18 protein-coding genes, 1 tRNA gene and 1 pseudogene are annotated in these 21945 nt (G+C 64.7%); 10 read left to right on the plus strand and 10 right to left on the minus strand.

The window, feature by feature from the left end; translation table 11 throughout:
- Positions 1-37: 37 nt before the first annotated feature.
- Positions 38-376 (minus strand): P-II family nitrogen regulator, encoded by a 339-nt coding sequence (locus ON00_RS17210; protein WP_010407999.1) that lies wholly within the window; start codon positions 374-376, stop codon positions 38-40.
- 464 nt (positions 377-840) lie between these two features.
- On the opposite strand from ON00_RS17210, the gene ON00_RS17215 reads away from it, so the two are divergent.
- Complete coding sequence (locus tag ON00_RS17215) at positions 841-1236, plus strand: DUF1842 domain-containing protein (protein WP_010408000.1); 396 nt, start codon at positions 841-843, stop codon at positions 1234-1236.
- Between the two features lie 83 nt (positions 1237-1319).
- On the opposite strand, the gene map is transcribed toward ON00_RS17215, so the two are convergent.
- Entirely contained in the window at positions 1320-2144 is an 825-nt protein-coding gene (map, locus tag ON00_RS17220; protein WP_010408004.1) for a type I methionyl aminopeptidase, read from the minus strand.
- A 63-nt stretch (positions 2145-2207) separates the two neighbouring features.
- Between map and ON00_RS17225 the strand changes: the two genes are divergently transcribed.
- The 5 genes from ON00_RS17225 (at position 2208) to ON00_RS17245 (ending at position 9182) form a co-directional block, all read left to right on the plus strand.
- A complete protein-coding gene (locus ON00_RS17225; RefSeq protein ID WP_010408007.1) occupies positions 2208-2963 on the plus strand; it encodes a competence/damage-inducible protein A in 756 nt (251 codons plus the stop codon).
- 17 nt (positions 2964-2980) lie between these two features.
- Positions 2981-3319, plus strand: coding sequence for a hypothetical protein (locus ON00_RS17230; protein ID WP_245535598.1), 339 nt, complete (start codon positions 2981-2983; stop codon positions 3317-3319).
- A gap of 85 nt (positions 3320-3404) precedes the next feature.
- On the plus strand, positions 3405-5393 hold the full coding sequence (locus ON00_RS17235) for a TonB-dependent receptor (protein ID WP_010408011.1): 1989 nt from the start codon (positions 3405-3407) through the stop codon (positions 5391-5393).
- Positions 5394-5544: 151 nt separating this feature from the next.
- A complete protein-coding gene (locus ON00_RS17240; protein WP_010408013.1) occupies positions 5545-8100 on the plus strand; it encodes a cation-translocating P-type ATPase in 2556 nt (851 codons plus the stop codon).
- Complete coding sequence (locus ON00_RS17245) at positions 8097-9182, plus strand: AI-2E family transporter (protein ID WP_029623056.1); 1086 nt, start codon at positions 8097-8099, stop codon at positions 9180-9182. The genes ON00_RS17240 and ON00_RS17245 overlap by 4 nt, the downstream gene beginning before the upstream one ends.
- Here ON00_RS17245 and mgtA read toward each other — a convergent pair.
- Positions 9158-11722, minus strand: coding sequence for a magnesium-translocating P-type ATPase (gene mgtA / locus ON00_RS17250; protein WP_010408017.1), 2565 nt, complete (start codon positions 11720-11722; stop codon positions 9158-9160). The two genes, ON00_RS17245 and mgtA, sit on opposite strands and share 25 nt — an antisense overlap.
- Before the next feature lie 78 nt (positions 11723-11800).
- Positions 11801-13351 (minus strand): polysaccharide lyase family 1 protein, encoded by a 1551-nt coding sequence (locus ON00_RS17255; RefSeq protein WP_010408019.1) that lies wholly within the window; start codon positions 13349-13351, stop codon positions 11801-11803.
- Between the two features lie 322 nt (positions 13352-13673).
- On the opposite strand from ON00_RS17255, the gene ON00_RS17260 reads away from it, so the two are divergent.
- A complete protein-coding gene (locus ON00_RS17260) occupies positions 13674-14624 on the plus strand; it encodes a cation diffusion facilitator family transporter (protein WP_010408021.1) in 951 nt (316 codons plus the stop codon).
- Here ON00_RS17260 and ON00_RS17265 read toward each other — a convergent pair.
- From ON00_RS17265 to ON00_RS17275, 3 genes are all read right to left on the minus strand, one after another.
- The gene (locus ON00_RS17265) at positions 14621-15304 is read right to left on the minus strand and encodes a DUF4893 domain-containing protein (RefSeq protein ID WP_010408023.1); all 684 of its coding nucleotides are present in this window, start codon (positions 15302-15304) and stop codon (positions 14621-14623) included. The genes ON00_RS17260 and ON00_RS17265 overlap by 4 nt on opposite strands.
- 76 nt (positions 15305-15380) lie before the next feature.
- Positions 15381-16166: a 3-hydroxybutyrate dehydrogenase gene (locus tag ON00_RS17270; protein WP_010408027.1), complete on the minus strand. Its 786-nt coding sequence runs from the start codon at positions 16164-16166 to the stop codon at positions 15381-15383.
- A gap of 20 nt (positions 16167-16186) precedes the next feature.
- Positions 16187-17350 (minus strand): patatin-like phospholipase family protein, encoded by a 1164-nt coding sequence (locus tag ON00_RS17275; protein WP_010408030.1) that lies wholly within the window; start codon positions 17348-17350, stop codon positions 16187-16189.
- Between the two features lie 142 nt (positions 17351-17492).
- Between ON00_RS17275 and ypfJ the strand changes: the two genes are divergently transcribed.
- Entirely contained in the window at positions 17493-18410 is a 918-nt protein-coding gene (gene ypfJ, locus ON00_RS17280; RefSeq protein ID WP_010408033.1) for a KPN_02809 family neutral zinc metallopeptidase, read from the plus strand.
- A 45-nt stretch (positions 18411-18455) separates the two neighbouring features.
- Here ypfJ and ON00_RS17285 read toward each other — a convergent pair whose 3' ends face one another.
- Positions 18456-19457, minus strand: a complete 1002-nt coding sequence (locus tag ON00_RS17285; RefSeq protein WP_029623058.1) for an NADP-dependent oxidoreductase — start codon at positions 19455-19457, stop codon at positions 18456-18458.
- A 155-nt stretch (positions 19458-19612) separates the two neighbouring features.
- On the opposite strand from ON00_RS17285, the gene ON00_RS17290 reads away from it, so the two are divergent.
- Together ON00_RS17290 and ON00_RS21255 are read left to right on the plus strand one after the other, a co-directional pair.
- Positions 19613-19688 (plus strand) — tRNA-Ala (locus ON00_RS17290).
- 37 nt (positions 19689-19725) lie between these two features.
- Positions 19726-19875 (plus strand): hypothetical protein, encoded by a 150-nt coding sequence (locus ON00_RS21255; protein WP_154651362.1) that lies wholly within the window; start codon positions 19726-19728, stop codon positions 19873-19875.
- Here ON00_RS21255 and ON00_RS21420 read toward each other — a convergent pair.
- Together ON00_RS21420 and ON00_RS17305 are read right to left on the minus strand one after the other, a co-directional pair.
- A pseudogene (locus tag ON00_RS21420) lies at positions 19831-21108 on the minus strand (sensor histidine kinase); the annotation flags it as partial. The gene ON00_RS21255 and the pseudogene ON00_RS21420 sit on opposite strands and share 45 nt — an antisense overlap.
- A gap of 8 nt (positions 21109-21116) precedes the next feature.
- Positions 21117-21836 (minus strand): response regulator, encoded by a 720-nt coding sequence (locus ON00_RS17305; RefSeq protein WP_010408042.1) that lies wholly within the window; start codon positions 21834-21836, stop codon positions 21117-21119.
- Positions 21837-21945: the final 109 nt, after the last annotated feature.

Genomic DNA, 21945 nt, shown 5'->3' on the forward strand with positions numbered 1-21945 from the left:
CCCGGATGCTCGGGTTGTCACACAATGTTGCGCTGCGTCAAATGGCATCCTCGTCGCGCTCGCCGGTGCGGATGCGCAACGCGGTTTCGACCGGAATGACGAAGATCTTGCCGTCGCCGATACGCCCGGTCTGCGCGGCGGCGGCGATCGCTTCGACCACGCGCTCCGCCATCGCATCCTCGACGACGACTTCCAATTTCACCTTGGGCAGGAAATCGACGACATATTCGGCACCGCGATACAGCTCGGTATGGCCTTTTTGCCGCCCGAACCCCTTGGCTTCGGTCACGGTGATGCCGCTGACGCCGACTTCATGCAGCGCCTCCTTCACCTCATCGAGTTTGAACGGCTTGATGATCGCCTCGATCTTTTTCACGCAGTGCGCACTCCCATTATGTCGGTTCACCTTACAACAACCGTGCCAGCCGCGCGAGAGGCGCAAAAGTGCGTTGGAGCGGCTTGGGTGCCATGTCACGATGCTCAACAAATGGGCAGGAGGCGGGGGAATTGCCGGATTGGGAGGCACAACCATGCTGTCGGGGCACGCCAGGGTGTGCGATCGTGTCGACTCGATGGACCCACAAAGATGAAATAAAAACTTCCGCGATCGCAAGAAATTTACACACGGAGTGATGGTGGTTCAGGCGCTTACCCGAGAAAAGCGGCTTTAGACTCAAAGAGAGAAATGATACTCTTGCAAGGTCGAGTCGGGAGTCGTGCATTACCCCTTGATTTTTAGGCAAGGGTGTCCGTGTAAAATTATACAGAAAATGTACGATGCGCGTAACGACTCAATCCTCGACGTGTTGTTTTATTCTCTCAAGATGCAGGAGATAAACCATGTCTGAAGCAGTAGGGCTTTATCAAGTAAAGCTGTTGGTCCAGCTCGGTATTGAGCCGATCGTCGGGGCTCCGACGTTGCATTTGTCGCTGCTGGTCAATGCGGTTTCTGGTCAAATCCATGGCACGGCGCATATTACGCAGTCGCTGCCGCCACCCTATGGATCGATCGAATTTCCCATCAGCGGCGTGCTGCATCATACCGGTTTCGGGCACGATACGCGGCTTATCGCGCTGCATGGTGAATATGTCGTGTCGGTGCCGCCGCCCGCGATCGGCAGCTATCTCGCGCACTTCTCGGCGGCGCTGGCCGTCGATGCGGAATGGAACGGCGTCGGCACGTACACCTATGGCAACCACACCATTACGCACGGCACGGTAAGCAAAGTCAGCTGAACCTGGCGGCAGCGTGGGGACGGGTTTGCCCCGCCCCACGCTGCCTTTTCCGATGTCTCGCTAGATCGATCGGGTATCAGATTTCAATACGGCGGCTTGTCGAACCCGCCGGGGCTGAGCGTGAAGATTTCGCAACCGGTCTCGGTAATGCCGATCGAATGTTCGAACTGCGCCGACAGCGAACGGTCGCGCGTTACCGCCGTCCAGCCATCGTCGAGCACCTTCACGTCGGGGCGGCCGGTGTTGATCATCGGCTCGATCGTGAAGATCATGCCGGGCTTCAACTCGGGGCCGGTGCCGGGGCGACCGGCATGGACGACTTCGGGTGCATCGTGGAACAGGCGGCCGACGCCGTGGCCGCAGAAATCGCGCACCACGCCGTAGCGATGCTTTTCGGCATGACGCTGGATCACGTCGCCAATGTCGCCGAGATGATTGCCGGGCTTGGCCATTTCGATGCCGAGCATCAGGCACTCATAGGTCACCTCGACCAGCCGCTTCGCCTTGATCGGCACATCGCCGACCAGATACATGCGGCTGGTGTCACCGTGCCAGCCATCCAGCAATGGCGTCACGTCGACATTGACGATGTCGCCATTTTTCAGCGTCTTGTCGCTGGGGATGCCGTGGCAGACAACGTGGTTGGTCGAGATGCAGCTCGAATGCGTGTAGCCGCGATAGCCGAGCGTTGCCGGCACGCCGCCGCGATCGACGATGAAGCGGCGGATCATCGCGTCCAACTCGGCGGTGGCCATGCCGGGCACCATGTGCGGCACGATCATGTCGAGCGCTTCGGCGGCAAGCTGCCCGGCGGCGCGCATGCCAGCGAAGGCTTCGGGGCCATGGAGCTTGATGGCACCGGTACGGGCGGTGGGCGCGTCGGCGGTTACGGTTACATATTCGGTCATCCCCGCGATATAGCGAAGCCGCTTGGGCTTTGCGAGGGCCCCGATGCGGGCTATGCGGGAAGCATGACGACACGCATCTGGACGGCTGCACTGGCGGTGATCGGCGACGAGATCCTGTCGGGCCGCACGCAGGACAAGAATATCGCGCAAATCGCGACCTGGCTCAACGTGCAGGGCATCCGCCTGGCCGAGGTGCGCGTCGTGCCCGACAAGACCGATGCCATCGTCGAGGCGGTCAACGTCCTGCGCGCGCGCAACGATTATCTGTTCACGACGGGCGGCATTGGCCCGACGCATGACGACATCACCGTCGATGCGATTGCCGAGGCGCTGGGCGTGCCGGTGGTCTATCACCCGCAAGCGGTGGCGGTGCTGGAAGCCTATTACACCACGCGCGGCGGCCTGACCGAGGCGCGCAAGCGCATGGCGCGCGTGCCGGAGGGGGCCGATCTGATCGAAAACCGCATGTCGGGCGCGCCGGGCATTCGCGTCAGCAATATCTTCATCATGGCGGGGGTGCCGCACATTACCGCAGGGATGCTGGACGCGCTGACCGGAACGCTGGAAGGCGGGTTGCCGGTGCTGTCGCGCACGATCGGCTGCTGGGTCGGCGAAAGCGAGATTGCCGATCTGCTGCGCGAGGCCGAAAAGAGCCATGAAGGCGTGGCTATTGGGAGTTATCCCTTCTTTCGCGATGGCCGCACCGGTGCCAATTTCGTGGTGCGCGCAACCGACGCCGCGCTGGCCGACCGCTGCATCGCTGACCTTACCCGTGCGTTGGAAGCTACGGGGCGGACGGTTGTGGCGGGCGGCATTTGAGGGACAAGAGCGACATGATGAACCGTATCTCTGTGGCGATGCTCCTGACGGCGGCGCTGGCATCGTGCGATGGCAGCCCGAGCGGCAGCGCCAAGCCTGTCGCCGTGGCGACGCATGATCCGATGGAGGCGAAGATCGATGCTTTGTCGCCCTCCTTGCAGGAAACGACGATGTTCCGCGCGATCCGCGATGGCGGCTACACCTGCCAGAAGATCGTGCGGATGAAAAAGCATGAGCCGATCGACGGCAAGGCGACGTGGATCGCCGAATGCGACGATCGCGGGCAATATGTCATCGCCTTGCAGCCGGGCGGCATCTTCTGGGTAAGCGGCGTTCCGCAGCCCAAGAAGCGCTAGGCGCGCGCGATTGCCGGAGCGGGTGGGGGCTGCGCTGCGCTCTGCAGGGAAGCGCAGGCCCACCCGCGCGAATGCTGTGTCCGGGTTGGCGCTGGCGGCGCTGATCGCGCCGGGCGCGGCGGTTGCCCAATCGTCGCCGGTGCCGGATGCGGCCGATATCGTCGTGCTCGGCCAGTCCTTGCCACTGCCGCCTGGCGTGCCCGCTTATGGGACGGTGGCGATCGATCGCGCGCGGCTGACGGGCGATGCCTCGGGCCGGGTTGAGGATGTGCTGGCCGACGTTGCGGGCTTTCAGCAATTTCGCCGGGCGGACAGCCGTTCGGCCAACCCGTCGGCCCAGGGTGTCACGCTGCGTGCCTTGGGCGGCAATGCCTCCAGTCGGGCCCTGCTGTTGCTGGACGGGGTGCCGCTGGCCGACCCGTTCTTCGGCTACATTCCGTTCAACGCGCTGGCGGCGGATCGGCTGTCGGGCGTGCGCGTCACGCGCGGCGGCGGGGCGGGCGCGTTCGGCGCAGGCGCGGTGGCGGGCACGATCGAACTGGCGAGCGCAACGCGGCGCGATTTGCCGCCGGTTTGGGGCGAGGTCTTTTACGGCAGCAATTCGGCCGTCGAAGCGTCCGGGAGTGTCTCGCCCGACGTCGGCAGTGGTTTCGTCAGCCTGTCTGGCAAGGTCGAGCGCGGCGACGGTTTCTTCACGACGCCGTTCGCCCAGCGCACCGCCGCCAGCGCACGGGCGCGCTATCGCGACTGGTCCGGGAGCGTGCGTGCGGTGGTGCCGCTGGATCCCGAAACCGAAGTGCAGGCCAGTGGTCTGCTGTTCCGCGACAATCGTACACTGCGCTTTGCGGGTGCGGACAGCAGTTCACAAGGCGAGGACGCCAGCGTCCGGCTGATTCATCGCGGTGGCTGGGCGGTGGATGCGCTGGCCTATGTTCAGGCGCGCAATTTCACCAACCGCGTCATCAGCGCGACCACTGCCAGGCTGACGCTCGACCAGCGCAATACGCCCGCGACCGGGATTGGCGGGAAGATCGAGCTGCGCCCGCCCGTCGGGCCCGATCATCTCCTGCGGATCGGGGTGGATGCGCGCTTTGGCGAGGGGACGCTCTATGAGGATGCCTATGCCGCAAGTGGCGCCGTCACCACGCGACGCACCGCCGGCGGCCGGACCAGTACCACCGGTCTGTTTTTAGAGGATGACTGGACGATCGGTCGACTGGTCCTGACAGCAGGAGGGCGTGTTGATCGCTGGACGATCAGCGATGGCTTTTTCCGCGAGGCCAGCGCGAGCGGTCGGGTGATGACCGACACGCGCTTTGCCAATCGCGCGGGGGTGGAGGGGACCGGGCGCGCGGGCGCGCTGTTCCAGGCGAGCGATGCGGTGGCGGTGCGCGCGGCGGCCTATACCGGCTTTCGTCTACCGAGGCTGAACGAGTTGTACCGGCCGTTTGTCGTCTTTCCCGTCACCACCCAGGCCAATGCCGCGCTCGGACTGGAGCGGTTGCGCGGGTTCGAGGGGGGCTTCGACTTGAAACCATTCGCGGGCCTCACCCTGGGTGTCACGGCCTTCTACAATCGGCTGGAGGGAGCGATCGCCAATGTCACGATCGCGACCAACCTTCGCCAGCGGCAGAATGTCGATGCGATCGTCGCGCGTGGGGTGGAGGTGACGGCGCACGCAAAGCGTGGCGCGCTTGCGCTCGACCTGTCTTATGCCTTTAGCGACAGTACGGTCCATGCCTCGGGCGCATCGGCGCAGCTGGGCGGCTTTGCCCCTGCGCAAAGCCCCCGGCATAGCGCGAGCGCGACACTCGGCTGGGCAGGGCTGCGCGGATGGAGCGCGTCGCTGACCGCGCGCTATGTCGGGCGGCAATATGAGGACGATCTGCAGACCGATGTGCTGCCCGCCGCGACCACGCTCGACGGGGTGGTGACGGTGCCGGTCGGTCGCCATGTCGCGGTGGTTCTGCGGGGCGAGAATCTGTTTGATGAAACGGTGGTGACGCGCAATGCCGCCGGATCGATCGACCTGGGCACGCCGCGCACGCTGTGGGTCGGGCTGCGCTTGCGGTGATCCTGCCCGCTCTCCCTGCGGCGGGGGCTAGGGGAAAGCACGCATAGCAGCCACGGGCGCGACGCGGCATTGCTGGTGCTATTCTTGCGCGAGCACCCTGCGCTGTCCGCAGGAGCGTGTCACCGGCGATACGGTGTCGGGGGAAGCCACCATGATGATGACGCCCGCACCCGCTGGTCTTTCGCCTGCCGAAGCCGCCGATCGCCTCGCGCGCGACGGGCCCAACGCCTTGCCCCGCGCCGGGCGGCGCTCGGCCTTCCGGATCGCGTTCGAGGTGCTGCACGAGCCGATGTTCGCGTTGCTGCTGGCGGGTGGCGTCGCCTATCTGCTGCTGGGGGATTTGACCGAGGCGTTGATCCTGCTCGCCTTTGCCAGCTTCTCGGTTGTCCTGACGGTGATCCAGGAAACCCGCACCGAGCATGTGCTGGAAGCGTTGCGCGATTTGTCGGCACCAAGCGCCCTGGTCATCCGCGGCGGCGAGCGCGTGCGCATTCCGGGCCGCGAGGTGGTGTGCGGCGATGTGCTGGTGCTGGAGCAAGGCGATCGCATTGCGGCCGATGGACGTTTGCTGAGCGCGCACGATCTTCAAGCCGATGAATCGCTGTTGACCGGCGAATCCTTGGCGGTTGGCAAGGCGGCTCACGCCGATGCTCCTGCCACCGCGCATCGTCCCGGTGGCGAGGATCAGCCCTATGTCTATTCTGGCACGCTGGTCGCGCGCGGCAGCGGCATCGCCGAGGTGACCGCGACGGGGCCGCGCAGCGAGATCGGAAAGATCGGCCAGTCGCTTGCCACGCTCGATACCGAGGCGCCTCGGCTCCAGCGCGAAACCACCCGCATCGTCACCTGGTGCGCAATCGGCGGGGGCGCGGTGGCGCTGGCGGTGGTGGTGCTGTTCGGCGTGCTGCGCGGCGGCTGGATCGAGGCGATCCTCGCCGGGATCGCGATCGGCATGTCGATGCTGCCCGAGGAATTTCCGGTCGTGCTCACCATCTTCCTGGCGATGGGGGCGTGGCGGATCGGCGCGGTCGGCGTGCTGACGCGGCGCGCGGCGGCGATCGAGACGCTGGGGTCGGCGACGGTGCTGTGTACCGACAAGACTGGCACGCTGACCGAAAATCGGATGTCGGTGGTCGCCTTGTGGCTGGCCTCGGGCGAGGATGCGACGCTGGGGGAGGCACCCTGCGCCTTTGCCGATTACGGGCCGATCGTGGGCATGGCCGCGCGGGCCAGTGCGGTGGAACCGTCCGACCCGATGGAAATCGCGCTGCATCAGGCGCATGTCGAGGTTTGCGCACCCTCGGAGCCGGTCTGGACCCACGTTCATGGCTATGCGCTGCGGCCCGATCTGCTCGCCATGTCCAATGTCTGGCGCACCGATGACGACCGGCTGGTTGTCGCGACCAAGGGCGCACCCGAGGCGATTGCCGATCTGTGCAAGCTAACGCCCAGCGAGCGCGACCGTATGACGCTCGCGGTCGACCGAATGGCGGCGCGCGGCATTCGCGTGCTCGGCGTGGCGACGGCGGTCGCCGCCGATACCGACTGGCCGGAGACGCAGGCAGGCTTCGCGTTCGACCTGATCGGTTTGGTCGGGCTCGCCGATCCGCTGCGCCCGACGGTGAAGGCGGCGGTTGCCGAATGTCGCTCGGCTGGGATCCGTGTGGCGATGATCACGGGCGATTATGCCGCCACCGCCAAGGCGATCGCGGCGCAGGCGGGCATTGCCGATGGTGATGTGCTGACCGGCGATGAACTGGCCGTGCTCGACGATGCCGCGTTGGCGGCGCGGTTGAAGACCATCACCGTGTTCGCGCGCATCATGCCCGAACAGAAATTGCGCATCGTCCAGGCGTTCAAGGCCGATGGCGAAGTGGTGGCGATGACGGGGGACGGGGTCAACGACGCACCCTCGCTGAAGGCCGCGCACATCGGCATCGCCATGGGCAAGCGTGGCACCGATGTCGCGCGCGAGGCGTCGGCGATCGTGCTGCTCGACGATGATTTCGGCGCGATCGTGCAAGCGGTCGCGCTCGGCCGACGGATCTATGACAATATTCGCAAGGCGATGGCGTTCATCTTCGCGGTGCATGTGCCGATTGCCGGGCTGGCGCTGCTGCCGCTGGTGTTCGGAATGCCGATCCTGTTCGGGCCAATCCATATCGCGTTGCTGGAAATGGTGATCGATCCGGTCTGCGCGCTTGTGTTCGAGGCCGAGCGCGGGGAAAGAGACATCATGCAACGCCCGCCACGCGACCCGAATGAACCGCTCTTCTCCGTGACGATGATCGCCTGGGGCGTGTTCCAGGGCGGGCTGGCCTTTGCCATGCTGGCGACGGTGTTCCTGCTGGAAGTGCAGGGCGGGATGCCCGAGGCGGAGGTGCGTGCGCTGATCTTCTTCTCGCTGATTGCCGAAATCCTCGCGCTGATCCTCGTGAACCGATCGTTCGGCGCGTCGATCATCGAGGCGTTCGCGCGGCACAACAGTGCGCTGCGCGCCGTGCTGGCGGCGATCGTCATCATCGCCAGCCTGATCTTCTTCCTGCCCGCCGCGCAAACCTTGCTGAAATTCGGGTCGATCGCGTGGATCGACATGGTGTTTGCGCTTGGCCTGGGGGCGGGCCTTCTGGTCCTGCTCGAACTGTGCAAGCCGGTGGTGCGCGCGATCATGGGGCGTGGCGCAATCGCGCGTCCGGCGACGGCATGATCGCACCCGATTCACGCGGCTTCTCGCTCGAGCGCGGGTTCTTCCTGGCGTTCCTCATGATCGTGTCGCTGGTCTTCGCCTGGCTCATCGCGCCCTTTTTCGGGGCGATCGTGTGGGCGGTGGTTGCCGCGATCGTGTTCGCCCCGCTGACCGATTGGCTGACCGCCACGCTTAGCGGTCGTCGCAACCTTGCGACCGTGCTGACTCTGCTGGTCATCCTGCTCGCGGTGATCTTGCCGACGGTGCTGCTGGGCGGGGCGCTGCTGCAACAGGCGGCGGGGCTCTACGCCAAGATCAAATCGGGCAAGATCGATTTCGATCTCGTGTTCTTCCAGATTGAGGGCCGCTTGCCGAACTGGGTCCAACAGCAATTGGCGGGCTATGGCCTCACCGATTTTGCGGCGGTGCGGGCGCGGATCGCGGACGGGGCGGTCAAGAGCTTCGATTCGCTGGCGGGCCGCGCATTCAGCCTCGGGCAAAGCGTGTTCGGGCTTTTGGCGACGCTCGGCATCATGCTGTACCTCTGCTTCTTCCTGTTGCGCGACGGACGCACGATCGTCGCCAAGGTCGAACATGCCATCCCCCTGCTGCCCGAATATCGCCGTGCGCTATTCGACAAATTCGCCGCCGTCGTGCGCGCGACGATCAAGGGCAGTCTGGTCGTCGCGGTGCTGCAGGGCTTGATCGGCGGGCTGATCGTGTGGGGGCTCGGCATTGGTGGCGCGTTGCTGTGGGGCGTGCTGATGGGCGCGTTCTCGCTGCTGCCGGCGATCGGTACGGGCATCGTGTGGGTGCCGATGGCGCTCTATCTGCTGGCAACCGGGGCGATCTGGCAGGGGATCGCGCTGGCGCTGTGCGGGTTCTTCATCATCAGCAGCGTTGATAATGTGGTGAAGCCGATCCTGGTCGGGCGCGACACGCAAATGCCCGATTATGTCGTGCTGATTTCGACCTTTGGTGGCCTGGAACTGTTTGGGTTTAACGGGCTGGTGGTGGGGCCGGTGATCGCGGCGATGTTCATCGCGACCTGGGAGATTTTCTCGCGATCCCGCGACGCTCACCGGGGTATCGGCCCGCGTTGATGCGCGTGGCGGGTCGCGCGGCTGGGCCGTATCGCGATGCCTTTCAGCAGTTCCGCACAGACCAGATAGGCGACCACCACCGCCACGATCCCGCCCGTCATCGCCAGCGGCGGTGTCTGGAAGCCCAGCCAGTGCGCCAGCGGCGTGAAGGGCAGGGCAAGCGCCACCAGTAACGCGCCGAGCGACGTCATCGTCAGGATCGGGCTCGCGCGGTTCGCCCAGGGCCTGCCATTGGTGCGGATGATGAAGATCACCAGCACTTGCGTCGCCATCGATTCCAGAAACCAGGCGGTGCGAAATTCGGGTGGTGCCGCGTGGAACAGCAGCACCAGCCCGGCAAAGGTGAGCAAGTCGAACAGCGAGGAGAGCGGCCCCATGATCGCCGCGAATTTCACCAGGTCGCGCAGGTTCCACACTTGCGGCTTCGCAATCGCCTCGGCGCGGACGGTGTCGAACGGAATGCCGATTTCGGACACGTCGTAGAGCAGGTTATTGAGCAGGATCTGCGTCGGCAACATCGGCAGGAACGGCAGGAAGAACGACGCCACCGCCATCGACAGCATGTTGCCGAAGTTGGAACTGGCCCCCATGCGGATGTATTTCAGGATGTTGGCAAAGGTCCGCCGCCCTTCCTCGACACCGTCTGCGACGACCGCCAGATCGCTGTCGAGCAGGATCATGTCCGCCGCCGCCTGGGCAACCCCGGTGGCACCCGCGACCGACAGGCCAATATCGGCCCCCTTCAGCGCCGGGGCATCGTTAATGCCGTCGCCGAGATAGCCGACCACAGCACCGCGCGCCTGCAATGCCCGCACGATGCGCGATTTTTGGTCGGGCGCGAGCCGCCCATAGGCGTCGACATGCCGCACCTGCACCGCAAGCGCGTCGTCGGACAGGTGCGTGATGTCCGCGCCCGACAGCACGCGGTCCGCCTTCATGCCGACCAGTCCGGCCAGCCGCTTGACCACCACTGGATCATCGCCCGACAGGATCTTCAGCCGGATTCCCGCCGCCGCCAGCCGGGCGATGGCTGCGGCGGCGGTCGCCTTGGGCGGATCGGCAAAGGCGCACAGGCCCTCGAAGACGAGGCCGGTCTCATCCGCCGCCGAAACGGTTTGCGCGGGGCCGGTCCAGGCGCGCGATGCCACTGCGATGGTCCGCAGGCCTTCCCGCCCGGCGAGCGCCGTGACCTGCGCCAGCGCGGCGGTACGTTCCGCCGCGCCCATCGCGCTGCCGCCCTGACTCGACGTGCATAAAGCGAGGATCGCTTCGGGCGCGCCCTTGGCGATCAGGATCGTGCCTTCGGGGCCGCTGGCGACGACCGATCCCAGCCGCCGCGCGAAATCAAAGGCGTGGCGTCCGACCAGCGTCCAGCCCGTATCCGCAGCGGGCGCGGCGGCCAGCAGCGCCGCGTCGAGCGCGCCGCGATCCCCGCCGAGCGATGCGGCAATCGCGGCCAGCCGCGCCGTGCGTGGGTCTTCCGCGGCGGCGGGCGACAGGCTGCGCGCGAGCGTGATTTCAGCCGAGGTCAGCGTGCCGGTCTTGTCGGTACACAGCACCGTCATCGCGCCGAGATCGTGGATCGACGCCAGCCGTTTCACGATCACCTTGCGCTTGGCCATCCGCATCGCGCCGCGCGACAGCGTGACGGTGGTGATCATCGGCAGCAATTCGGGCGTTAGCCCCACCGCCAGCGCGACCGCGAACATCAGCGATTGCAGCGCCGGTCGCCCGAAGAACACGCTGGTTGCCAGCACCACCACGACCAGCACGATCGTCAGCCGCGCGGTGAGCAGCCCGTAACTGCGCAAGTCGCGCTGAAAGGGGGAGAGTTCGGTCGCTTCGTCCAGCGCCGCCGCCGCGCCGCCAAACACGGTCGCTGCCCCGCAATGGACGACCAAGGCGATTGCCTCGCCGGTCTGGCCGACCGCGCCGCGAAACAGCGCGTTCGACGCCTCGCCCGCCGTCTCGCCGGTCACCGTGCCGGGGCGCTTTTCCACCGGATAGGGCTCGCCGGTCAGCGCCGCCTCATTGGCGGTGAACGCATCGCTATCGAGCACCAGCCCGTCGGCCGGGATGATGTCGCCCGCGCGCACGCGCATCACGTCGCCGGGCACCACGCCCTCGACCGCAATCTGCACGAATTGGCCGTCGCGCTTGACTTCGGCCTTCAGCGCCACCGTCCGCCGCAGCGCCGCCGCCGCGCCCAGCGCCTGCCGTTCCTGCACCGCCTCAAGCCCGATCGAGATCGCCAGAATGGCGACGATGATCGTCCCGCCCACGGAGTCGCCAGTAGAAATCGACACAATCGCCGCGACGAGCAGGATCAGCGACAGCGGCTCGAACAGGCGGCGGACGATTGCGCGGAACAGCCCGGTCTGGCGGACCGTCGCATCGGCATTTTGGCCATAATGCGCGAGCCGCGCATCGGCCTGCGCGGTGGTTAGCCCGTCATGGCTGCAGTCGAGCTCGGTACACAGCGCGTCAACAGAGCGCGTCCAAAACGGCGCGGTGGGGGAGCCGGGGGCGGGGGCGTGCATCCCGCCACTATCCGTCGGCAGTGAGCGCGTGGTAGCTTCGGAAACTACGCACGCGCCCGTGTTCGGTCGGCCCTGGTGTCAGAGCTTGCCCGCGCCCGCATTGGCGATGACGGTGCCGATCAGCCCGGTGGTCGGCTTGAGCACATAGCTGTAATTGGCGGCGGGCGACCAGGTGCTGGCGGTGACGGCAGCATTGGAGGCGCGCAGCGGGGTGGTGACATCCACGGTAACGCCGTTCAACTGCGTGCCCGAATCGGCGAAGGTCGATGCGCAATCATCGGCGGTGTAACCCGTGGTGATGCACCCGCTGGTGCGCGCGGCGCTGACCGAAATGCTCCACAGATTGCTGACGGTCCCCGCAGTTCCCGGCGTGATGATGGCGTTGTTCTCGGCGATGATCTTGCCGCTTTGCCCGACGGTCCAGGCCACCAGGAAGGGTTCGTCGGCGGTTTGGTCGAGCGAGACCTCATAATAATTGTTGTACACATGGACCTGGCCGAAGCGCACGCGCGGCATGCGCTGGCGCAGGCCCTGGAAATAATTGTCGTGGAAGGTCACCTTCAGCACGCTCGGGTTTTCTGCTGTCTTGCTCGCGGTGTCGGTGCCGCCGATCAGGAACGATTTGTCATGGCCGAAGAAATAGCTCTTCGAAATCGTGACGAGATTGCCGAGCTTGGTCACGTCGATCAGCCCGTCATGATGCTGCACCTTGAAGTCGCTGCCGGTGTAATTCACCGCCCCGACCGTCTCGGTCCATACCGAGGGATAGAGGCGGTCGATCCGTGCGCCGTCGCTGAAGGTGCTGTGGTCGATCCAGACATGCGTCGCATACAGGACCGAGATCAGATCATAGGCCGAGTTCCAGCGCCCGGTGGTGGAATCGGTCGGGTCCCATTGCGGGAAGAAGTCGAACGCATCCTCGAAGGTGATGTTGCGCACCACGACATTGTCGATCGGTGCGCTGCTGGTGCCGAGGATCAGGTTGCCATGGACGAGCTTGGCATCGCTGCCCAGGCCGATGATCGAGGTGTTCGACGGCACGAAGATCTGCACGACCTTCTTTTGCAGCGCCGCCGCACAGACGCGCGCGCTCTCGGGATTGCCGACCGGCAAGCTGGCATTGCCGTATACGCTCGGGCGATAGGCGGCGAGATAGGCGGTGGTTAGCGCGGCCTCGGCGGTGAACCCATAGGTCGTGCTCGCGCAACTGCCCTTGATGTAATCGTCGGCGGTCTGTTCGGTCAGCGCCTGGTTGACGTTGAGGCTGATCCGCCCCTTCACGTAAATCAGCTTCTTCGCCGGATCGAGCGTGCCGGTATAGCTGCCATCGGCGGCGATCGTGGCGGTGTTGCCGTAGAGCGCCTGGATCAACTCGTTGCGATTGGTGACGGTATAGGTCTTGGCCGCCACCGCGCCGTCACCCCCGGTCGTGCCGGTGCCGGTCGCCGCCCAGCCATCGGCCCCCAGCGAGGACGCAAGCGTTGGCGCTGGCGTCGCCGGGCTTGGCGTCGGCGTGCTCCCGGTGGTGCCACCACCAACGACAGCAACGCCGCCGCCGTTGCTCGAATCCCCGCAGCCGACCAGCGCCAAGGCTGCTGCCGTTACCAATAACACCGCTTTGATGGTCATGATCGCTCTCCCCTGTATCAACGTTCCATACCAGACACCGGTGTCATGCAGGGGTTTCCTGCCGACCGGTACGGTTGCACTTCTGATTTGCGGGTGATCCAGGGCGTTTCGCGTGCGGGGCCCTTGCTCCGCGCGTCGCTTCGTCCCTTCCTCCCGGCATCCTCTACCGATCCGTCGCCGCGGATTCTTGTTGTCGTGGATAAGATTAACCGCGTTGATACCGGTGTCAATAAAGTGTGTGACGGTTGGGCTGTTTGCTGCCGAGCCGCCGCGCTATGCGTTGGCCATCTCCAAAGGTCGGGGTCCAAAAATAGGGAAATCCATGTCGGCATCCAAGCAAGGTGGAACCAATTTCGTTGTCATCGCGGCGCTGTTCGCCAATCTCGGCATTGCGCTGGCCAAATTCGTGGCTGCGGCGATCACCGGTTCCTCGGCGATGCTGACCGAAGGGTTCCACTCGGTCGTCGACAGCTTCAACCAGCTCCTGCTGCTGTACGGCCAGCATCGCGGGCGTCGCCCGCCGGATGAAGCCCATCCGTTCGGCTACGGGCGCGAGCTGTATTTCTGGAGCTTCGTCGTCGCCATCCTGATCTTCGGCGTCGGCGCGGGCGTGTCGATCTACGAAGGCTGGGTCCACATTCTGGAGCCAGAACCGCTGCACGATCCGCTGGTCAATTATATCGTGCTTGGCGTTTCGTTCGCGCTGGAGGGGGGATCGTGGTTCATCGCGGTGCGCGAATTTGCCGCCGCCAATCGCGGCAAGGGCTGGTGGGCGGCGATCCGCAAGTCGAAGGACCCGGCAGAATTTATCGTGCTGTTCGAGGATTCGGCCGCGATTGCGGGTCTGATCGTCGCCGGGATTGGCGTATGGGCCAGCCAGATGTGGGGCGACCCGCGCATTGATGGCGCGGCGTCGATCGTGATCGGCGTCATCCTCGGCATCGTCGCGGCGCTGCTCGCGCGCGAGGCGAAGGGTCTGCTGATCGGCGAGGGGGCTGATCCGGCGGTGGTGGCCAAGGTCCGCGCGATCGTCGCGGCACGGCCCGAAATTACTGCGGTCAACCATGTCCGCACCATCCACACCGCGCCCGACAGCATCTTCGTCGCGATCAGCGCCGATTTTCGCGATCAGATCACGATGGGCGAGGCGGAGACGCTGATCGAGACGATCGAGACCGAGCTGAAGGCCGCCGAACCGATGTTGTCGTCCATCTACATCCGGCCGGAAAAGCGCGAGAATGCCACTACGCTTCCGGCGGGGCCGCCCCGTTAACGCTTGGGGGCGGGGACGATCTCGACCACGTCAAGCAACGATTCGAAGCGCGGATACGGGAGCACGAGCCGCCAGCGTTTTTCGCCGATCCGTTCGAGATAGCCGGCCATGTCGCGGTTGCTGTCCTGGCCGTAGCTCAGCGGCTTGGTCTCGTCGCCCAGCACCATCGTTCCCAGAAAGATCGTGCGCGCCTGCGAATCCGGGAACAGCAGCCCGACCGGACGCTGTGCGCCGGAAACCTTGTACAGGCTCGACACCTCGCCCTCATCGTCGACCTTGCAATCGACCGGTGGGTACGTGGTGACATCGTGCATCGCGGTGCCGTTCGCACCCAATTTAATGACGCGACACAGATAGTTGCCGGGCGGCGGCATTGCCCCGCTCAGCGCACGGTCGGGGTCGAACAGCAGCGAATCCGAGGCGACAACCGCCGCCTTGGCGCTGCCTTGCGCCTTGGCCAGGGCATCGATCCACGCCTGGCGCCAGTTGCGCAAGCGCGTCCGGTCTTCCGCAGTTGCCACGTGCCGCCAGTCAACCTCGGCGGCTGCGGTGCCGCGCAGCGATCGCGGTGGGGCAATGCTGACTTCAACCGTCTTGCTGGCTTTGCCGCCGCACCCAGCGAGCAGTGCGGCGGGCAGCGCGCATAAGACGGACCCAAGGATTCGGGCTAAAACCTTCAAAGCGACCGATCCCCTTTTGCGATAGGGCTATACCTAACCATGCCGACCTGAGGTTGCCAAGGCCATGGCTACCCGATCAGGCCGCCGTCCAGCCGCCGTCGACCGAAAGGTTCGCGCCGGTGATCGACTTCGCCTCGTCGCGGCACAGGAACAAGGCGAGCGCGGCGACCTGATCGACCGTCACGAACTCCTTGGTCGGCTGCGCTTCGAGCAGGACCTCGTTGATCACCTGATCGCGTGTCAGCCCGCGCGAGGCCATCGTATCGGGGATCTGATTTTCGACCAAAGGCGTCCACACATAGCCCGGCGAAATGCAATTGACGGTGATACCGTCGGTCGCGGTTTCCAGCGCGATCGTCTTGGTCAGCCCGGCAAGGCCGTGCTTGGCCATGACATAGGCCGATTTGTTGGGGCTGGCGACGAGCGAATGCGCCGAGGCGGTGGAGATGATTCGGCCCCATTTCTTCGCCTTCATGAATGGCACTGCCGCCTGCATCATGTACCAGGCCGAATTGAGGTTGATCTTGATGATCGCCTCGAACTTGTCGGCCGGAAAATCCTCGATCTTGGCGACATGCTGGATGCCGGCATTGTTGACGATGATGTCGGGGCCACCCAGTTCATCGTGACAGCGCTTCACCATCGCGGCGATCGCTTCGGGCTTGGTCATGTCGGCGGCGTCGTACAGCGCCTTCGCTCCGCTGGTCGCTTCCAGCTTGGCGCGCTCGATCTCGATCGCGGCGGCATCGCCAAAACCGTTGATGACGACGCTTGCACCTTCCGCGGCGAGGACCTTGGCATATTCAAGGCCGATGCCCGAGGTCGAACCGGTGATGATGGCAGTCTTGCCCTTGAGGAACATGGCGGAGTCTCCGTTGCGATTCAAAGGGTTGGTAGAGTGGGGTGCTTCACGGTCAAATCGAAGGCGGCGCTGCGGCCGGTTTCGATATTCTCGGCGACCAGCTCGGCATTGGCCATCGTCTCGGCGACCGCTGCCTGTCCTGCTTCCCAATGCTCGCGCATCGTGCGGGCGGAAAATTCGAAATCACGGCTGCCGCCCTCCCAGGCATTGGCGCGGTAGATCAGGTGGACGAGGTTGACGGGATCCTCGTTCGACTGCGCCTTGAGCGCGATAACGTCGGGGTCGTCGTGCAGTTCCGGGGGCAATTTGGCGAGCACGCGCCGTGCCAGTTCGCGGTCGCGGCGGATGCGCATGACCTGGTCGGATACTTGCCGGGTGCGGCTGGAGAAGCGGATTTCCTTTTCGCGCGCCATCACATCCATGATCGTGCGAGGTCGCTCGGTCGCCGCCGCGAACAGGTCGATCTGAAAAGCGAGCAGCGGACCCTGCTGATGGTCGAGCACGTGCGTCAGCGGAGTGTTGGACACCAGCCCGCCGTCCCACCACAGCCGCCCGTCAATCTCGATCGGGGGCAGGCCCGGCGGCAATGCGCCCGAGGCCATGATGTGGCGCGCATCGATCCTGGTTTCGGTCGTATCGAAATAGTTGAAATTGCCGCTTTCGACATCGACCGCGCCAACTGACAGCCGCACCGGGCCGTTGTTGAGCAAATCCCAGTCGATCAGGTCGTTCAGCGTCTTTTCCAAGGGCGCGCTGTCGTAGAAGCTGATCGCTTCGGGTGTGCCGGGTACGGCGAACATTGGCGACAGGAAGCGGGGATTGAAGAACCCTGGCACGCCCGCCGCGAGCACGAATCCCGCCGACCATTCGTGGACGAATTCGCGGATATGGTCATTGGGGAAGAGCGGGAAGCTCGGCAGCGCCGAGGTCATCAGGTCCCAAAAGGTGTTCAGCCGCTGCACGCGCAGCGCCGGCGGGTTGCCGGCGACAATCGCGGCGTTGATCGCGCCGATCGAAATCCCCGCGACCCAATCGATCTCGATCTCGCTCGCGGCGAGCCCTTCGATCACGCCCGCCTGATAACTGCCGAGCGCGCCGCCGCCCTGCAACACCAACGCCACGCACTCGGGCAAAGGCAGCGCCTTGGAGCGGCGCTTGGGCGTGATCGTCTCGGAATCGGCCATGCGCCGGACATGCGCGCGTTGCGCTGCAGGATCAACGACAGTTTGATGAAATGGACGTCATTCAAGCGTGCCATAGCCGTTGCAACCAGCGCCGTCCCCGCGCATTCATGCGGCAGCGGCAACGACCTCAGGACCCCTTGCGATGCGCCTCGACGATTTCGACCCCAACATCAACGTCGAGGATCAACGCGGTCAGGGCGGCGGCAGCGGTTTTGGCGGCTTTGGCGGCGGTGGCGGCGGCGGGCTGATCTTCGGCTTGCTGCCGCTCGTGTTCAGCCGATTCGGCTGCGGCGGCGTCGCCGTGTTGCTGGCGGTGCTGTTCTTTTTCGGCGGTGGGCTGGGGATGCTCGGCGGCGGGGGTGGCGGGCAACTGTCCGCGCCGACCGCGCAGGTCGGCCAACAGCAGGCGGGCACCGACACGGCAACTAGTTGCCGCCTGAACGCGCAGAGCCTCGCTGCCTGCAATGCCTTCAGTTCGGCCGACAAGACTTGGGCAAAGCTGCTCGGCGCGCGCTTCGCGCCGCCCAAGCTGGTCTTTTATGCGCGTGATGGCCGCTCGGGTTGCGGGGCGGCGCAGAGCGCGATGGGGCCGTTTTATTGCCCGCGCGACCAGGGCATCTATCTCGACACCAGCTTTTTCGATGAACTGGCCAATCGCTTCGGGGCGAAGGGCGATTTCGCGCAGGATTATGTGATTGCGCATGAATTTGGCCATCACATCCAGAATTTGCTGGGCACGTCGGACAAGGTGGCGGCGATCCAGCAACGCGGCAGTGAAGTTCAGGGCAATCAGGCCTCGGTCAAACTGGAATTGCAGGCGGATTGCTATGCCGGCGTGTGGGCCGCGCAGAACAAGGATCGGCTCGATCCGGGCGATCTCGAGGAAGGGCTGACTGCGGCGCACGCGATTGGCGACGATACGTTGCAGCAGGAATCGCAAGGGCGCGTGGTGCCCGACAGCTTCACCCACGGTACCTCGGCGCAGCGCATGGCGTGGCTGCGCAAGGGGATGGAGACGGGTGACCCCAATCAGTGCGATACCTTTTCGGGCGCGCTCTGAGGGAAACGAAAGCCCTCTCCCGCTGGCGCGGGAGAGGGCCAAGGATCAGAGCTTTACCAGCATCTTGCCGGTGTTGCCGCCGGTGAACAGGCCGAAAAACGCATCGGGCATCGCGTCGAGGCCTTCGAACACGGTTTCCTCATTCTTCAATTTGCCCTCGGCCAGCCAGCCGCCCATTACACGGTAGAACTCCGCCGTCTTGCCCATATGGTCGCTGACCAGCAGCCCGGTCATGCGGATGCGCATCCCGATCAGCCGCGCGAGATAGCGCAGTTCGGTCGGCTTGGAGGTATTGTAGATGTCGATCATGCCGCAAATCGCGAAGCGTGCGTGCAGATTGCCGGTCGCCAGCGCGGCATCGAGATGCTCGCCACCGACATTGTCGAAATACACGTCGATGCCGTCCTTGCCGAGCCCCTGCAGCGCCGCCAGCAGCTTCTTGAGCAACGGCCCCTCGCTCTTGTAATCGATCACCGCATCGGCACCGAGCCCCTTTACCAGCGCGCATTTGTCGGCACCGCCAGCGGAGCCGATTACCGTCATGCCGCTCGCCTTGGCGACTTGCACCACGGTCGATCCGACCGCGCCTGCCGCCGCCGAGACGAACACCACGTCGCCTGCCTTAGCCTCGGCGACATGCAGCAGGCCGAAATAGCCGGTCATTCCCGGCATCCCCAGCAAACCCAGAAATTGTTGTGGCGGTACGCCGAGTGCGGGCAGCTTCTGGACCTGTGTCGCAGGCAGTACTGCCTCATCGCGCCAGCCCAGAAAATGTTGCACCACATCGCCGACCGCAAACCCCTCGGCACGGCTCTCGATCACTTCGCCGATCGCGCCGCCCTGCATCGGTTCGCCGAGCGCGAACGGCGGAACGTAGGATTTCACGTCGTTCATGCGCCCGCGCATATACGGGTCGACCGACAGCCAGCGATTGGCGATGCGCATTTCGCCGTCGTTCAACGCGGTCGTGGGCAAATCGATCAGTTCGAAATCGCTTGCCACGGGCATACCATTGGGACGGGATTTCAGGCTCCAGGCGCGGGACATCGGCATTCCTCCATCGTGTTTTCGAAGGTGGGGTATGTCGTGGCACGCGCTTTGGCAACGAAAAAGGGCGCAGGTGCGATTGCGGCATGTTGCATCGGCGGAAAAGCCCCGTTAAGGCGGCATTCCCGCCTGAAAAGAGGGCCGGGGCGTGGTGCGGGGCTGTAGCTCAGATGGGAGAGCGCTGCAATCGCACTGCAGAGGTCAGGGGTTCGATTCCCCTCAGCTCCACCACGCCATCCTCTTGGTTTTCGCGACATATCGACAAGGTTTGCGCGCCGAGCGCGGCGGGTTGGTGATCGTCCAGCTTGCTCGCGATTTTGAACCAGATGCTGATGACGAGGCCCCCGTGCGCGGCATTGGCAAAGGCAATCTCACCATCCTGCGCCTGCACCAGCGCGCGGACGATGGCCAACCCTAGCCCGGCACCGCCGGTCGCCCGGTCACGCGAAGGGTCGATCCGCCCAAATGCCCGGCCCAGACGACCGATCTCAGCCGACGGTACGCCAGGGCCGTCATCGGAGACTTCGGTCCGCCATTGTGTCGGTTCGCGCCATATAGCGAGGGTGACGCTGTTGCCATGCCGCAAACCATTGTCGATCAGATTGGCCAGGATTCGACGCAGCGCCAAGGGTGACGCCTCCACCCAAGCGTATTCCACGCAATGACCAACCGTGACTGCGTGACCCAGTTCGTTATGAATGGCCGCGATCCGGGCGATTTCAGCCGAGAGGTCTAGGATGCGGGGATCGGCGAAGCGCGGCTGCTCCGGGCGCGCCAGGAGCAGCGTGTCGTCGAGTAGCGCTGACATTTCTTCGAGATCGTGGGTCGCGCGATCATGCTGCTCTTGATCATCGATGAAGTCCACGCGGAGCCGCAAGCGTGTCAGATAAGTGCGCATGTCATGCGCGATCGCGGCCAGAATGCGCGTCCGTTCGCCCATCAGCTCAGCGATGCGGGCCTTCATGTCATTATAGGCTTGGGCGAGATCGCGTAGCTCGGAGGAGCCGGAAACGACTAGATCGGGGGTTTCGGGTCGGCCGGCAAAAGTCCGAATGTCGCGGGCAAGTCGGACGATCGGGCGGGTCGTCGCGCGAACTGCCAGTGCAAGGGCAGCGAGCGCCACCAGCCCACCAAAGCCGAGTAGTCCCGCGCGTTGCCGCAGCAATGCCAGGATTGGCTCCGAAGGCTGGCTGACGATGGTCAGCATGGTAGGTTGGTCGCCCGCCAGCGCGATGTGCACCGCTAGTGGGTCGCTGATCCATCCCGGCCACGGGTTTAGCGCAGCGATCGTCGGCATCCGCGCAACGCGCCCGGTGACGGACAGGTTGTGCCCGGGCAAGGCCGCGCTGTACCTTTGCCCAATGCTTATCCCCTGCAAGCTTTCGATGGACGGAGGCAGCGGGCCGTTTTCGACCAAGACGTGATAAAGGGCACCATCAAACGCTTCGGCGATAGCTGGTCGCCGTATGGCGGGGGCCGCCTCAATGATATCGACCATCGTTCGCGTTTGCGTGGTGGTTGGCAGCCCGATCGTACTGTGTGATTTTCCGCCGACCGAAAGACTGGTGAGGACAAAGACGCCCAATTGTAAGGCAACGAAGCCGATGACCAGCGCTACCGCGATCCGAAAGGGCAGCGTCCCGCGTTGCATCGCATCGATTACCGCTGCTCAACCGGCGCGGCGAGGCAATAGCCACCGCCGCGGACCGTCTTGATAAGGACATCGCCCTTCGGATGCGCCGCCAGTTTGCGGCGGAGCTTGCCGACCTGCACGTCGATGCTGCGGTCGAAGGGCTGTGCGTCACGCCCGCGCGTCCAGTCCAGCAATTGATCGCGGGACAAGACCCGTCGCGGATGGCGCACAAAGGCGACAAGCAAATCGAATTCGCCGCCGGTCAAGGGAATGTCGATGCCCTCGGGATCGGTGAGCGTGCGTGTCGTCGTATCGACCATGAAACCTCCGACATCCCAGCGCTCGCCCACCGGCAACGCCATGACCCGATGCCGGTCTCGGGTTCGGCGCAGAATCGCCCGGATGCGCGCAACCAGTTCGCGGGGGTTGAAAGGCTTGGGTAGATAGTCGTCCGCGCCGATTTCCAACCCGACGATCCGATCGATATCATCGCCCCGCGCCGTTACGATCAACACCGGCACCTCGCCTTCCGCGCGAAGTCGCCGGCAGATGGAAAGGCCATCCTCACCTGGCAGCATCAGGTCGAGCACGACCAGGTCGACGCGGCGGCGCGCCCGCAGCCGATCGAACGCCGCGCCAGACGCACAAAGTTCCGCGTTGAAGCCCTCGCGGCGCAGCAGGCCCGCCACCAGCGGCCCGATCTCTGCATCATCTTCAACCACAGCGATCACGGTCTGCGTATCCATACCGTATCCATGCATTGGGTTGCCGCTTTGGCAAAGCGGGGGCGAGGCCGCGATTACGTTTCTTTACATAATATCATCTGCGCTACGCACCGCGCTTACGGAACTGCGG

This window comes from Sphingomonas echinoides ATCC 14820 (assembly GCF_000241465.1).
Classification (GTDB): Bacteria; Pseudomonadota; Alphaproteobacteria; order Sphingomonadales; family Sphingomonadaceae; genus Sphingomonas; species Sphingomonas echinoides.

Bases quoted from the DNA above. Each gene is read 5' to 3' on its own strand.
- ON00_RS17215 (WP_010408000.1), top strand. From the start codon at position 841: ATGTCTGAAGCAGTAGGGCTTTATCAAGTAAAGCTGTTGGTCCAGCTC.
- map (WP_010408004.1), bottom strand. From the start codon at position 2,144: ATGACCGAATATGTAACCGTAACCGCCGACGCGCCCACCGCCCGTACC.
- ON00_RS17225 (WP_010408007.1), top strand. From the start codon at position 2,208: ATGACGACACGCATCTGGACGGCTGCACTGGCGGTGATCGGCGACGAG.
- ON00_RS17230 (WP_245535598.1), top strand. From the start codon at position 2,981: ATGAACCGTATCTCTGTGGCGATGCTCCTGACGGCGGCGCTGGCATCG.
- ON00_RS17240 (WP_010408013.1), top strand. From the start codon at position 5,545: ATGATGATGACGCCCGCACCCGCTGGTCTTTCGCCTGCCGAAGCCGCC.
- ON00_RS17245 (WP_029623056.1), top strand. From the start codon at position 8,097: ATGATCGCACCCGATTCACGCGGCTTCTCGCTCGAGCGCGGGTTCTTC.
- mgtA (WP_010408017.1), bottom strand. From the start codon at position 11,722: ATGCACGCCCCCGCCCCCGGCTCCCCCACCGCGCCGTTTTGGACGCGC.
- ON00_RS17255 (WP_010408019.1), bottom strand. From the start codon at position 13,351: ATGACCATCAAAGCGGTGTTATTGGTAACGGCAGCAGCCTTGGCGCTG.
- ON00_RS17260 (WP_010408021.1), top strand. From the start codon at position 13,674: ATGTCGGCATCCAAGCAAGGTGGAACCAATTTCGTTGTCATCGCGGCG.
- ON00_RS17270 (WP_010408027.1), bottom strand. From the start codon at position 16,166: ATGTTCCTCAAGGGCAAGACTGCCATCATCACCGGTTCGACCTCGGGC.
- ON00_RS17275 (WP_010408030.1), bottom strand. From the start codon at position 17,350: ATGGCCGATTCCGAGACGATCACGCCCAAGCGCCGCTCCAAGGCGCTG.
- ypfJ (WP_010408033.1), top strand. From the start codon at position 17,493: ATGCGCCTCGACGATTTCGACCCCAACATCAACGTCGAGGATCAACGC.
- ON00_RS17285 (WP_029623058.1), bottom strand. From the start codon at position 19,457: ATGTCCCGCGCCTGGAGCCTGAAATCCCGTCCCAATGGTATGCCCGTG.
- ON00_RS17305 (WP_010408042.1), bottom strand. From the start codon at position 21,836: ATGGATACGCAGACCGTGATCGCTGTGGTTGAAGATGATGCAGAGATC.